Source organism: Myroides profundi, from assembly GCF_000833025.1.
GTDB classification, from domain to species: Bacteria; Bacteroidota; Bacteroidia; order Flavobacteriales; family Flavobacteriaceae; genus Flavobacterium; species Flavobacterium profundi_A.
This window is the reverse complement of sequence record NZ_CP010817.1, coordinates 1,631,684-1,646,300: the sequence shown is the minus strand read 5'-3', so window position 1 is coordinate 1,646,300 and position 14,617 is coordinate 1,631,684. Positions and strand designations below refer to the sequence as shown.

Sequence of the window (14,617 nt, the reverse complement as noted above, 5' to 3'; positions counted from 1 at the left end):
ATCAATATAAGTTTAACTAAACAAATACTTTTATTACAAAGTCTAGTGATAATAGAAATATTACTTCTTTATAAATTGTGGATTTTTAGGTTGAAAGATATTTTGTAACTTTTTAGATAGACGCTTTAAAGTATTAGAATGTTTAAGATAATAAGGTATTTGATCTAGAGGAATACTTCTAACATTAGCGATCATCTCATCTACTGTATAATTATGCATAAAGGATCTTTTTAACCAATCTGATATAAACTCATCCCATTGGTCTTTATTCCCCCAATAATGCCCTATAATATGATCAGCAGACGTCATATCTCCAGCCGCTCCTAAAGCTAAAGAAAAAGCAAGTTGTTCTTTTGTAAATGCTTTAATATTTGCTTCACACATTTGGTCACTTATATCTAAAGCCTGTTTAATACTTGAAAAATTAGCTTTTGATACACCTATAACACCGGCATTCCACATACAAGTATTTTCAGTAATAAGAATTCCACCATAAGTATTGTCTTTTAATTCCTTCCAAAACCTCTTTCCGGTTTTTGTAGTAAACTTGTTGAGTTGCCCTTCATCTATATGCATAATACTAGTCCCTTGTTCTAATTTATCACTTAGAGGAGCTAATGACTTATAGACAAAAGTATCTACATCTAGGTACAATAAATCTTTCTCTGGATACTGCTGAGCGATATACTCTAATGCCTTTATTTTTACTCTAAACATATATTGGTACTTCCCTAACCAATCTTTAACAAGATCCTTATCTAAAGATTCTACCGTTATTCTTCCTTTTAATTGATTAAACAGCGAAGGTTCTTCAGTCAATACAATAATATTATCACTTGCTCCTTTATGAGCCAATACGGTATATATAGAGAAAAAAACTTGTTGATAATAACTCATCTTATTACCAAAAATCAAATAAACAATATTCATTCTAAATATTAAATTTGAAACAAAAATACAACAATATAACAAATACCATATATCTATATAACAAAAAAAAGATCTACATCCATAAAGAATGAGATCTTAAATCATTAATTCCAATATTTTATTTATACCGCCAGCTCTCTTACGATTTGATGCCACATGATGGGTAAGTCTGTTATGCTACTCCATTTCTCAAAACCAATATTCTTCACTATCATTACGGCATCTGATATCTGCTTTTTGGAAGTACTTTTATTGACAATTGATTGCGCTATACTACTCAACTGACTAAACGCCTTTGTTTCCTCTATTTTCATAATCATACAGTTAAATGAAACCTCTTCTCTTGCTCTTATTATTGACTATAGATTAATCACTTATAAGATCTTTTTATGTTTTATAATTCTTTTATTAAGATACTCCTTTTTAGAGTAATAACAAAACTTATATACTAATTCATATTGATTTTAACTTATCTTTTATAGTCATCTAACTAAAAAAGTTATACTTTAGAAAAGAACAAACACAAAAGATTATGAGTCACAAAAAACTATTTGCAGGCAGTGAAATAATGGTATTGGCTGTTAGAAACATTCTAGACGAAAACAACATCTCTTATATCATCAGAGATGATATACAGTCAGCCATAGGCATCGGAGCAGGTACTCTAGATAGAGCTGTACATATCCTGGTCAATGAAGAAGACTTAACTAGAGCACAAACTCTATTAAAAGAAAACGATTTAGAAGAATAATAAAAGGGACTCTTAGCTAAGAGTCCCTTCCCATTTATATACACTAGTCATCTAGTTTTCTATTGATAATTCTATCAAAATAATCCTGAAGAAATGCCTTACACTTCATTTCTAGCTCTTCCATTTCTTTATTCTTTTGTTTGATTAGGTTTTTTCTTAAGGCTTTATCATGGATATCATAGAACCCCGTTGCCTCTTGTCCATTAAATCGAACAATATATTTATCTCCTTGATACGTTATTTCATTAGCTCCATAACTCACTGTAAAACGGTCATTGATAGGTCCGTTAATCAGACTACTTCCCCAACTCCTAAATGGCTCGTCATATCCTACTAGATCTAAGATCGTTGGATATATATCCATTTGTTGAGCTAGTCGATTATCCTCCCCTTTCAATCTCTCATCTGGCGTATAGATCATAATCGGGATCGCTGTCCTATTGACCAATTCTTTATATTTATCATAATAAATCTGATTAGTATGATCCGCAGTGATTATAAAAATAGTGTTCTCAAACCAAGGTTCGTTCTTACTCTCTTCAAAGAAACGTTTAAAAGCATAATCTGTATATCCCACAGGTCCGTGAATTTGTAAATTACCTTTAGGAAACTTCCCTTTATATTTTTCTGGTAACCCAAAAGGTTCATGTGAAGAAACAGAAAACAACGTTGCAAAGAAAGGAGTTTTCTTTTCATTTAATGTTCTTCGCATAAACTGAAAGAAAGGCTCATCCCATATCCCCCATGTCCCATCGAAGTCATCGTCATTATCGTATTCTGTCATTCCATAATAATGATCATAGCCTAAGATATTACCAAAGCCTAAGAATCCCATAGAACCATTCACAGCTCCATGAAAGAAAGAAGTATCATACCCTTTTGAGTTCAGTAGAGACACTACTGACTCTATCTTCTGATTAGGAAACGGAGAAGACGTAAACGCGTCTTTAAAAGATGGAATACCAGCTAGAATAGAAGGAATAGCATGAATCGACTTATATCCATTTGCAAAAGCATTAGTATATATTAAACTATGTTGCGCTAGCGAATCTATAAAAGGAGTATAACTTTTATAATCTGGTATATCAGTATCTTTATTAAACGCACCTATATACTCTCTACCGAAACTCTCTGTGATAAACAACACAATATTAGGCGTACTTGGCTTATTGACATTATATTGCTCTATACCATCTACATACTTTTCTAATGTTACTTTATCCATATAGTTCACCATTTTATAGCTACTCTTACCTATTGTTCTTAAGATAGCAAAGGGAGTGTTTAATACGATATCTCCATGCTCTGGTTTAGTCGTATGTCTATTAGCATCGACTATATTGATAGGTCTAGTTTTTTTAGTTACTCCACCTCGTATACCAGATACGATTCCTACTGATGCGATAATGGTGATAACAAGAGTAGACACAAAATAATCTTTAGTAGGCTGTCTCTCCACAGGGCTCATTTTAACCCTAGTGTATAGATATATCCAAAGCGCAGAACTAATCAAAAATAAAACCAACACATCCCAATAATTCATTAGAAAATTAGAAAATAATTGTGTCTTATTCTTTTCATGTTCTAGACTATCTAGCACTGCGATAGTTGTTCTAGACAGAATAAATCTATAATATATTAAATCGACGAAGTTAGTCGCATAAGCTATTAGATTAGGAATAAAGTAAGCTATGAATACCACTTTCTGATATCCAGGTTTTGTATTTATAAATGCTGGCAGTATAGATAGTAAAATAAACAAAATACTGACATAGAAGATAGCCGCACTATCAAATGATAAGGCATAAAATGATAAAGCTAAAAACTGTCCTATCGAATCAACATTTAATAGATCTGCATTATAAAAATAAAATAGCAGACGAGCGACGAAGTAAAAAAGAAAAGCTAGTGATAGTCTATATAACAATACTTTTACCTCGTATACTCTAAACTTATTAGGGGTCATAAGGTTGTAAGGTTTTAATTTTTAAGGTGGCCAAATTTAACCAAAACTTCACTCTAAAGAGTTAACCTACAACAAGTTTAAGACTCACATTTTTTTTTAATACAATTTTCACAAAAAAGAAAATTATCAAGATTTACAACTTTTTACTTAAATTAAGATACTATTCTATAATTAACAATAAAAAAGAAAATATCATCGTCCTTATTTATCAAAATCCCCATACAAAGCATACTGTAATCTCAATTTGAGATTTAACCTATACACCTGCGTTTCTCTTAAATACAGCATATAAATCGTTTAAAAAACACCAAACAACAAATATCTTTGTTCTAACTCACAAAAAACCAACTTATTATTAATTTATAATACTATACTATTATAAACTTTCTAGTAAAAACATCTATTAACTTACAAAAACAATAGTGCACTAAACGAAGAAAGCACCTTATATAGGTGCTTTCTTCGTTTTAATTATCTGTCTAATCGCTTATCTATTATACGTTCAAAATAGTCTTGAACAAAAGCTTTACACTTTATTTCGAGTCTCTCCATTTCTTTGTTTTTTTGACCGATTAAATTTTTCTTTAATCCTTTATCATTAATATCAAAGAATCCTGTCACCTCTTTCCCATTAAATCTTACGATATAATTCCCCTCTTGGTAAGTGTATTCATTTCCTCCATAATTAATCGTATATGGAGTCGTTATTGTATCATTCACTAAACTTCTTCCCCAGCTTCTAAAAGGTTTGTCATATCCTATTAGGTCTAATACTGTAGGATAAATATCTATTTGCTGAGCTAGTCTCTTATCTACCCCTTTTAATCTCTCATCAGGAGTATAGATAAGTATAGGCACTGCAGTACGATTAACCAGTTCTTTATACTCATCATAAGCGATCTGATTAGTATGATCTGCAGTAATGATAAAGATTGTATTCTTAAACCATGGTTCTTTACTACTCTCTTCAAAGAATTTCTTAAAAGCATAATCTGTATACCCTACCGTCTTATGAATAGGAACATCTCCTACAGGAAACTTCCCTTCATACTGAGCAGGAATATTAAATGGCTCATGTGAAGACACTGTAAATATAGTAGCAAAGAAAGGATCTTTCTTCTCATTCAATGTAGTACGCATATACTGGAAAAAAGGTTCATCCCAAATCCCCCATGTACCATCGAAGTCATCATCATTATTATACTCTGTCTTTCCATAGTAGTGATCATACCCTAAGATATTACCAAATCCTAAGAATCCCATAGATCCATTAGGTGCACCATGGAAGAAGGAAGTATCATATCCTTTAGATTTCAGTGTAGACACTAGAGATTCTATCTTCTGCTTCGGATATGGAGATGATGTAAATGCGTCTTTAAACGAAGGAATTCCCGCGATGACAGATGATACACCATGAATAGATTTATATCCATTGGCGAAGGCATTAGGGAATATTAAACTATGCTGAGAAAGCGAATCTATAAAAGGCGTATAACTCTTATAGTTCTTAATATTCATATCTTTATTAAAAGCTCCTATATACTCACGTCCATAACTTTCTGTGATAAACAGTACTATATTAGGAGTACTAGGTTCATTAGTATGATACTGCTTCACTCCACTTATATTTTTATTAAGTGTAGCTTCATCCATATATTCTACTTTCTTAAAACTTGTCTTACCTATTGTTCTCAAGATAGCGAATGGAGTATTTAATACGATATCTGCGTGCTCAGGTTTCTCTACATGTCTATTCGCATCAATGATATTCAGTGGTCGAGTAGCTTTCTTTAAATCCCCTCTTACACCTGCTACAAAGCCGACTCCTGTCACAATAATAATCAATACAGTAGACAGCCAATAAGACTTCTTATTTTCTACCTTTAAGAATCGTGTAAACTTGACCTTAGTATATAAGTAAACCCATAACACACATAGTACAATACAAATAAGAAAAACATGCCAATAATTAACCAAGAAGTTAAAAAACAATTGCCCCTTATTTGACTCGTGTTCTAAACTGTCAAAAACAGCTATAGTAGTACGTGCATAAATAAATCTATAGTAAATAAAATCAATAAAATTAGTAGAATACGCTATCAAGTTAGGAATGATATAAGCGTAAAATACTACCTTCTGATACCCTTTTTTCGTATTGATAAATAAAGGCAGAATAGATAATAATATAAATAATATATTTACATAGAAAATAGCCATCCTATCAAACGTGATACCATGATACGCTAATTCTAAAAATTGACCAAAAGAGTCTACATTTAATAAATCACTATTATAGAAGTAAAATAGTGTACGAGCAATGAAGTAAAAGAAGAAAGCTAAGAATAATCTATAAGCCATTACTACTACTTCATTCAATCGATATCGATTAGAAATCATATTATTATTTTTTTAGAAACACAAACTTAATCATTTCTATTCGGACTTGTATTAGCATTTAGAAGCATTTTATACCCATACTAAAGGTTTTTTTAAGAAAAATTATATTATCCCTTCTAATAACAATATCTGATTCCATCTATCTAGAGAAGTAATGCTCTTCCACAGAACATTCAGTCTTCATGCATATAGCTACATAGTAACTATCTTATCCTTATGATATCAGTCCGTTATATCTTACCAAAAAACGGACTTACTACGGACTCATAACGGACTCACTACGGACTCAAATCAAGCGAAACTTGTCTCGTCCTACTATAACTGTACAGCTAGAACAGAAAGAAAGAATACAATTGTATTGAAGATAAATACTAAAATGAAATTCGTATAATCTCTAAATTAACTAATATCCTATAATAATTTTTAACGATTATTTTAATATATCACAAAGATACTAAATGTTTTTTCCTTATATTTATAGAGCATGATTTACAGTCATTTAGACTCTTAGTATAAACTTCATCAACAAGGAACTATAAAATGAATAATGTAGTTTAGAAGAAAATCAACTACAAGAATTGCAAATAAATCAGATAAAAATTGCCAAGTACACACTAAATACGAGAAATCTTATATTTTTTTTGTACTTTGCGTTAGCTAATTAATGATAACATGGTAAATCCTACAAGACTTTTTGATATTCCTTATTTGCAGAATGAACACTTTCCTCTGGCTGCATCCTTAGTTACTAAGGTAAATGGAGTATGGGAAAAAACATCCTCACAGGAATATATAGATAAGGCTAATATGGTTTCGCGTGCCTTACTACGTCTAGGCATAGAAGCAAATGATAAAATAGCTGTCATCTCTACTAATAACCAAACTAAATGGAATCTTTTAGATATTGGTATTTTACAAATCGGTGCTCAGAACGTGCCTATCTACCCTACTATTGCAGCAGAAGACTATCAATACATTCTTAGTCATGCAGAAGCGAAGTACTGTGTAGTATCAGATCAAGAAATTTACAACAAATTAATAAGTGTTAAAGATCAATTACCTCTTCTTAAAGGTATTTGCTCATTTGACCATATCGAAGGTTGCAAAACTTTTGATGAGATTCTTGAATTAGGAAGAGATACTTCCAATCAAGAAGAAGTAGATCGCATTAAAGACTCTATCACACCAGATCACTTAGCTACACTAATCTACACATCTGGTACTACAGGTAGACCTAAAGGTGTAATGCTATCTCATAACAACATCTTATCTAACGTGATAGGTAGCTGGGACAGAGTTCCTTTTGGTCGTGAAGATCATTATAAAGCACTTAGTTTCTTACCTTTATGCCACGTATTCGAAAGAATGCTAATTTATCTTTACCAATTCTCAGGTACATCTATTTACTATGCAGAGTCGATTGATAAAATGGGAGATAACTTAAAAGAAGTTAGTCCTAATGTCATGACTGTAGTACCACGACTATTAGAGAAAGTGTATGATAAAATCTTTGCAAAAGGTTCTTCTCTAACAGGTATCAAAAAACGTATCTTCTTCTGGGCTCTTGAACTAGGGTTCCAATATAAACCATATAACAGAAGTGCTTTCTACAACTTCCAGCTAAAAATAGCTCGAAAGTTAGTATTCAGCAAATGGCAAGAAGGACTTGGAGGTCAAATGAAGATTATTGTTTCTGGTAGCGCTCCTCTCCAAGCTCGTCTATCTAAAGTATTTAATGCTGCAGGTATACCTGTAATGGAAGGATACGGTCTTACAGAGACATCTCCTGTTATATCTGTAAATGATGCTCGTAATGGAGGATTGAGATTCGGTACAGTAGGCCGCCCTTTAAGTAATGTAGAAGTAAAAATAGCAGAAGACGGTGAAATCTTATGTAAAGCTCCTAATGTAATGATGGGGTACTTTAAAGATGAAGAAAAAACCAATAGTGTTATAAAAGATGGGTATTTCCATACAGAAGATATTGGTAAAATAGACGAAGATGGTTTCTTACACATCACTGACCGTAAAAAAGAAATGTTCAAAACATCTGGAGGTAAATATGTAGCTCCTCAGATGATTGAGAATATGATGAAGCAATCTCGCTTTATCGAACAAATCATGGTTATCGGTGAAGGAGAAAAGATGCCTGCTGCTTTTATTCAGATAGATTTTGACTTCGTTAAAGAATGGGCACGTCGCAAAAGATATGATATAGGTACTACGAATCAAGAAATAGTAACAAATCAAAAAGTTATTGACCGTATAGCTGAAGAAGTAGAAGCTGTAAACAAAAAATTTGGTAAATGGGAACAAGTGAAGAAATTCGAACTTACTCCTGATGTATGGAGTATTGACAGTGAGCACTTAACCCCTACTCTTAAACTTCGTAGACGTATTATTCTTGAGAAACATAAAGACTTATACGACAAGATTTACAGAAGTTAATGACATAAAAAATCACTAAATCAAGAAATATTTTAAAAATAGTATGCGTGCATACTATTTTTTTTTATATTTGAATTATTCTAAATGGTATGAAGAACACAACAATCGATTATATACTTAGAGCAACATGGCAAGCTGTAGCTAGAATGTACAATGAAGAAGCCGCTAAATACGATGCGACAATGTCACTTGCTTTTGCACTACTAAGTATAGACAAAGAAGGTACCCCTTCTACTCTACTAGGACCAAATATGGGTATGGAAGCAACGAGTCTTACTCGTACTCTAAAAAAATTAGAAGAGAACAAATTAATCACACGTGAAAAGAATCCTAATGATGGCCGTGGTGTGATTATAAAACTAACTCCTCTAGGTTTAGAGAAAAGAGAATTATCTAAAGCAAAAGTAAAACGCTTTAATGAGAAAATTCGCACCCAAATATCTGAAGAAAAAATTCAGCACTTTATGGAAGTAACTGAAGTTATTAATCAGTTAATCAACGACAAAAGTATATTTGAAGACAAATAATTTTTGTACCTTAAGAGAGTTAAATAATAGTATTAAAAACCAAAGAACAATAAATATGAAAAGAATAATTAAAAAGGTAGCCGTAGTAGGATCTGGTGTAATGGGATCAGCTATTGCTTGTCATTTTGCAAATATCGGATTAGAAGTATTGCTTCTTGACATTGTACCTAGAGAATTAACTCCTGAAGAGGAAAAGAAAGGTCTTACTCTAGAAAGTAAGATTGTTAGAAATAAAATAGCAAGTACTCACTTAGCTAATGCACTAAAATCTAAACCTGCTCCTATTTATTCTCAAGCTTTTGCTTCACGTATCACTACAGGGAATATAGAAGATGATTTAGTAAAAATAAAAGATTGCGACTGGGTAATCGAAGTAGTAATCGAAAGATTAGACATTAAGAAATCTGTATTCGAGCAAATCGAGAAATACAGAAAACCAGGTTCATTAATTACATCTAATACATCTGGTATTCCAATGAAATTAATGGTAGAAGGTCGTTCTGAAGATTTCCAAAAACACTTCTGTGGAACACACTTCTTCAACCCTCCTAGATATTTACAATTATTCGAAATCATTCCTGGTCCTCATACAGCTCCAGAAGTTATCGAATTCTTCCAAAAATATAGTAGCTTATACTTAGGTAAAACTCCAGTATTATGTAAAGATACTCCTGGTTTTATCGGTAACCGTATCGGTGTATACTCTATGGCGATGGTAATGCAGTTAGCACAAGAGATTGGATTAACTATTGAAGAGGCTGATACATTAACAGGTTCTATCCTAGGTCGCCCTAAGACGGGTACCTTTAAACTAGGTGACTTAGTAGGTCTTGATACAGCTATTAACGTAACAAATGGCTTAAAACAAAACTGTCCTCATGACGCTATGATTCAAGAGGTAAAAGACAGTAAGCCTTTAAACTTCCTATTAGAAAACAAATTCTTAGGTGATAAGTCTAGAAAAGGATTCTACTATAAAGAAGTAGATAAAGAGGGAAAAACAAATCGCTTCGCTCTTGACCTAGAAAAATTAGAATACCGTCCATTAGAACGTGCTAAGATTGCTGTATTAGAAACAGCAAAACAAGCTGGTGGTACTAAAGCTAAATTAGCTTTAGTATTAGCTGACCAAACAAAAGCAGGTGAATTAATAAGAAAACACTTTGCTTCATTATTCGCTTACGTTTCTCAACGTGTTCCAGAAATTACAGATACCCTATTCCCTATCGATGACGCCATGCGTACAGGATATGCATGGAAATATGGTCCATTCCAAACTTGGGATTTAGTAGGACTTGAAAAAGGTATTGCTTTAATTGAAAAAGAAGGTTATACAGTAGCTGACTGGGTTAAAGAATTAGCTGCATCTGGAGCAAAGAGTTTCTATAAAGTAGAGAATGGTAAAAAGTTATTCTACAATCAAAACACAAAAACATTTGAAGCAATCCCTGGCCAAGATGCATTCATTATCTTAGATAATATTAGAACAACTAATAAGGTTTGGGGTAATAGTGAAGCATCTCTTATTGACTTAGGTGATGGTATTGTGAACTTAGAGTTCCACTCAAAAATGAATACTATCGGTGGTGGTGTTTTAGCAGGATTAAACAAAGCTGTTGAAATTGCAGAAAAAGACTTCCAAGGACTAGTAGTAGGAAACCAAGGTAGCAACTTCTCAGTAGGTGCTAACTTAATGATGATTTTCATGATGGCTGCAGAGCAAGATTGGGATGAATTAAATATCGCTATCAAAACGTTCCAAGATACGATGATGAAAATGCGTTACTCTGGTATTCCAGTAGTTGCTGCTCCTCATGGTATGACATTTGGTGGTGGATGTGAGTTGAGCTTACACGCTGATAAGGTAGTAGCTGCTGCTGAAACCTATATCGGATTAGTTGAATTCGGTGTAGGACTTATCCCTGGTGGAGGTGGTTCTAAAGAGATGACAGTAAGAGCGTCTGATCTATACCGCAAAAACGATGTGGAACTAAATACATTACAAGAGCACTTCTTAACAATAGGTATGGCGAAAGTAGCTACCTCTGCTCAAGAAGCTTTTGATTTGAATATATTACAAAAAGGTAAAGATGTAGTAGTTGTAAATAAAGATTTACAATTAGCACAAGCTAAACGCGAGGCTTTAGTATTAGCCCAAGCTGGGTACACTCAACCTGCTAAACGCAAAGACATTAAAGTACTAGGTCGTCAGGCTTTAGGTATGTTCTTAGTAGGAACTGATAGTATGATGGCTGGTAAATACATCTCTGAACACGATCGTAAAATAGCTAACAAATTAGCATATGTTATGGCTGGAGGAGATTTATCAGAAGCTACTTTAGTGACTGAACAATACTTACTAGATCTAGAAAGAGAAGCATTCTTATCACTATGTGCAGAGCGCAAAACTCTAGAAAGAATCCAGTATATGTTGAAAAATGGTAAACCATTAAGAAACTAATCTTTAACCAATTTAAAACGACAAAGAATATGAAAACTGCATATATAGTACAAGGATATAGAACAGCTGTAGGTAAAGCGCCTAAAGGAGTCTTTAGATTTAAAAGACCTGATGAGCTTGCTGCTGAAACTATTGAATATTTAATGAGCAAATTACCTGAATTTGACAAATCACGTATTGATGATGTCATGGTGGGTAACGCTATGCCTGAGGCTGAACAAGGATTAAATATGGGACGTCTAATCTCTCTTATGGGATTAAAAATAGATGATGTACCTGGAGTTACAGTAAATAGATACTGTGCATCTGGAATAGAAACTATCGGAATGGCAGTTGCTAAGATCCAAGCTGGTATGGCTGACTGTATTATCGCTGGTGGAGCAGAAAGTATGAGTTATATCCCTATGGGAGGATATAAACCAACTCCTGATTATGGTGTTGCAAAAGAAGGACATGAAGACTACTACTGGGGAATGGGATTAACAGCTGAAGCAGTAGCTCATCAATTCAAAGTCTCTCGTGAAGATCAAGATGAGTTTGCTTATAACTCTCATATGAAGGCTTTAAAAGCACAAGCAGATGGAAAGTTTGATGATCAAATCGTTCCAATCAATATTAATGAAGTATTCATTAATGAAAAAGGTAAAAAAGATAGCAAATCATATACAATAACTAAAGATGAAGGGCCTAGAGCAGGAACTTCTATTGAAGCTTTAGCAAAACTAAGACCTGTATTTGCTGCTGATGGTTCTGTAACTGCAGGTAACTCTTCTCAAATGAGTGATGGTGCTGCATTCGTTATGGTAATGTCAGAAGAAATGGTTAAAGAATTAAACATTGAGCCTATCGCTCGTATGGTAAACTATGCAGCGGCTGGTGTAGAACCTCGCATCATGGGTATTGGCCCTGTAAAAGCAATTCCAAAAGCTCTTAAACAAGCAGGATTACAACTAAAAGATATTGACTTATTCGAATTAAATGAAGCTTTTGCCTCTCAGTCTTTAGCTGTAATCAGAGAGTTAGGTATCAACCCAGATATCGTCAATGTAAACGGTGGAGCTATTGCACTAGGTCACCCTCTAGGATGTACAGGTGCCAAACTATCAGTACAGTTATTTGATGAAATGAAACGTCGTGGATCTAAATATGGAATGGTAACGATGTGTGTAGGTACAGGACAAGGTGCTGCAGGAATCTATGAACTATTATAAAAGCTATTAACCCAATAAACGAAATATATTATGAGTAAAGATATCACAAGAGGAGGACAATTTTTAATTAAAGAAACTAAATACCAAGACGTATTTACTCCTGAAGACTTCACAGAAGAGCAAATCATGATGCGTGATTCTGTAAAAGAATTCATTGACAAAGAAATATGGCCAAACAAAGAACGCTTCGAGAAAAAAGATTATGCTTTCACAGAAGCTTCTATGCGTAAAGCAGGAGAATTAGGATTATTAGGCGTAGCTGTACCAGAAGCTTATGGAGGATTAGAGATGGGATTCATTTCTACAATGCTGGTATGTGATTATATTTCAGGAGCAACAGGTTCTTTCTCAACTGCCTTTGGTGCTCATACAGGAATTGGTACAATGCCAATTACATTATATGGTAACGAAGAACAAAAGAAAAAATACGTTCCAAAATTAGCTTCAGGAGAATGGTTTGGTGCTTACTGTTTAACAGAACCAGACGCAGGATCTGATGCTAACTCAGGTAAAACAAAAGCTGTCTTATCAGCTGATGGAAGCCACTACTCTATCACTGGACAAAAAATGTGGATCTCTAACGCAGGATTCTGTAATCTATTTATCGTATTTGCTCGTATCGAGGATGATAAAAATATCACAGGATTTATCGTAGAAAACGATCCTAGCAACGGAATTACATTAGGAGAAGAAGAGCACAAATTAGGTATTAGAGCTTCTTCTACTCGCCAAGTATTCTTTAGCGAAACAAAAGTTCCAGTAGAGAATATGCTTTCTGAAAGAGGGAATGGTTTCAAAATTGCGATGAATGCATTAAACGTTGGACGTATCAAATTAGCCGCTGCTTGTTTAGATTCTCAACGTCGCTTAATCACACAATCTGTAAAATATGCTAATGAGCGCATCCAATTTAAAACACCTATTTCTTCTTTTGGTGCTATCCGTACAAAATTAGCAGAGATGGCTACAAATGCTTATGTAGGTGAAGCTGCTTCATATAGAGCTGCTGCTTCTATTGAAGAAAGAATTAACCAACGTGTTGCTGAAGGAAATTCACATCAAGAGGCTGAATTAAAAGGAGTAGAAGAATTCGCTATTGAGTGTTCTATCCTTAAAGTAGCAGTGTCAGAAGATGTTCAATCATGTGCTGATGAAGGAATCCAAATCTTCGGAGGAATGGGATTCTCAGAAGACACACCTATGGAAAGCGCATGGAGAGATGCTCGTATATCTCGTATCTATGAAGGAACAAACGAGATTAACCGTATGCTAGCAGTTGGAATGTTAATCAAAAAAGCAATGAAAGGACATGTTGATTTATTAGGTCCTGCTATGAAAGTAGCTGATGAATTAATGAGCATCCCAAGCTTTGATGTGCCAGATTATTCTGAATTATTTGCAGAAGAGAAAGAAATGATTAGTAAACTAAAACAAGCTTTCTTAATGGTAGCTGGTAGTGCTGTTCAAAAATATGGCCCAGACCTAGATAAACACCAAGCACTATTAATGGCTGCTTCTGATATGATGATTGAAATATATATGGCAGAAAGTGCTATTCTTAGAACTGAGAAATTAGCGAAATTAAAAGGAGAAGAAAATATCAAAGAACAAATCGCTATGGCACAATTATACTTATATCACGCTGTAGATATCATCGGAGCAAAAGGAAAAGAAGGTATCGCTTCTTTTGCTGAAGGTGATGAACAACGTGTAATGTTAATGGGACTACGCAGATTTACAAAATATGTAAACTTACCAAACGTAAATGCACTTAGAGAAACTATTGCAACGAAATTGGTAGATGCTAACGAATACGTATTCTAATAAGAATACAAACAATTTGGTTTAGTTTGTTTGAAAAAAACCGCTTCTTTTCTTCGGAAAAGGGCGGTTTTTTATTTTATAACACAAATAAGAAACCTTTAT

The 14,617-nt window shown here is 33.7% G+C and carries 10 protein-coding genes; 6 read left to right on the top strand and 4 right to left on the bottom strand.

Translation table 11 applies throughout. The annotated features are described in order from the left end of the window. Positions 1 to 60: 60 nt before the first annotated feature. Both MPR_RS07235 and MPR_RS07230 read right to left on the bottom strand, forming a co-directional pair. Positions 61 to 930, bottom strand: coding sequence for a glycosyltransferase family protein (locus MPR_RS07235; RefSeq protein WP_041890843.1), 870 nt, complete (start codon positions 928 to 930; stop codon positions 61 to 63). Between the two features lie 122 nt (positions 931 to 1,052). Beyond that, positions 1,053 to 1,244: a hypothetical protein gene (locus MPR_RS07230; RefSeq protein ID WP_041895269.1), complete on the bottom strand. Its 192-nt coding sequence runs from the start codon at positions 1,242 to 1,244 to the stop codon at positions 1,053 to 1,055. 218 nt (positions 1,245 to 1,462) lie between these two features. Here MPR_RS07230 and MPR_RS07225 point away from each other — a divergent pair, with 218 nt between their 5' ends. Next, a complete protein-coding gene (locus MPR_RS07225) occupies positions 1,463 to 1,681 on the top strand; it encodes a putative signal transducing protein (protein ID WP_041890840.1) in 219 nt (72 codons plus the stop codon). A gap of 43 nt (positions 1,682 to 1,724) precedes the next feature. Here MPR_RS07225 and MPR_RS07220 read toward each other — a convergent pair whose 3' ends face one another. After that, positions 1,725 to 3,647 carry an LTA synthase family protein gene (locus MPR_RS07220; RefSeq protein ID WP_041890837.1) on the bottom strand — a complete coding sequence of 641 codons (1,923 nt, stop codon included), beginning with the start codon at positions 3,645 to 3,647 and terminating at the stop codon, positions 1,725 to 1,727. A 471-nt stretch (positions 3,648 to 4,118) separates the two neighbouring features. After that, positions 4,119 to 6,044: an LTA synthase family protein gene (locus tag MPR_RS07215; RefSeq protein WP_041890833.1), complete on the bottom strand. Its 1,926-nt coding sequence runs from the start codon at positions 6,042 to 6,044 to the stop codon at positions 4,119 to 4,121. A 672-nt stretch (positions 6,045 to 6,716) separates the two neighbouring features. On the opposite strand from MPR_RS07215, the gene MPR_RS07210 reads away from it, so the two are divergent. The 5 genes from MPR_RS07210 (at position 6,717) to MPR_RS07190 (ending at position 14,515) form a co-directional block, all read left to right on the top strand. Continuing rightward, positions 6,717 to 8,492, top strand: a complete 1,776-nt coding sequence (locus MPR_RS07210) for an AMP-dependent synthetase/ligase (protein ID WP_041890830.1) — start codon at positions 6,717 to 6,719, stop codon at positions 8,490 to 8,492. Between the two features lie 89 nt (positions 8,493 to 8,581). Beyond that, on the top strand, positions 8,582 to 9,019 hold the full coding sequence (locus MPR_RS07205) for a MarR family winged helix-turn-helix transcriptional regulator (protein ID WP_006259151.1): 438 nt from the start codon (positions 8,582 to 8,584) through the stop codon (positions 9,017 to 9,019). Between the two features lie 55 nt (positions 9,020 to 9,074). Further along, positions 9,075 to 11,480 carry a 3-hydroxyacyl-CoA dehydrogenase/enoyl-CoA hydratase family protein gene (locus MPR_RS07200; protein ID WP_041895267.1) on the top strand — a complete coding sequence of 802 codons (2,406 nt, stop codon included), beginning with the start codon at positions 9,075 to 9,077 and terminating at the stop codon, positions 11,478 to 11,480. Positions 11,481 to 11,509: 29 nt separating this feature from the next. Further along, the gene (locus MPR_RS07195) at positions 11,510 to 12,691 is read left to right on the top strand and encodes an acetyl-CoA C-acyltransferase (RefSeq protein ID WP_041890827.1); all 1,182 of its coding nucleotides are present in this window, start codon (positions 11,510 to 11,512) and stop codon (positions 12,689 to 12,691) included. A gap of 30 nt (positions 12,692 to 12,721) precedes the next feature. Continuing rightward, entirely contained in the window at positions 12,722 to 14,515 is a 1,794-nt protein-coding gene (locus tag MPR_RS07190; RefSeq protein WP_041890824.1) for an acyl-CoA dehydrogenase FadE, read from the top strand. Positions 14,516 to 14,617 lie beyond the last annotated feature (102 nt).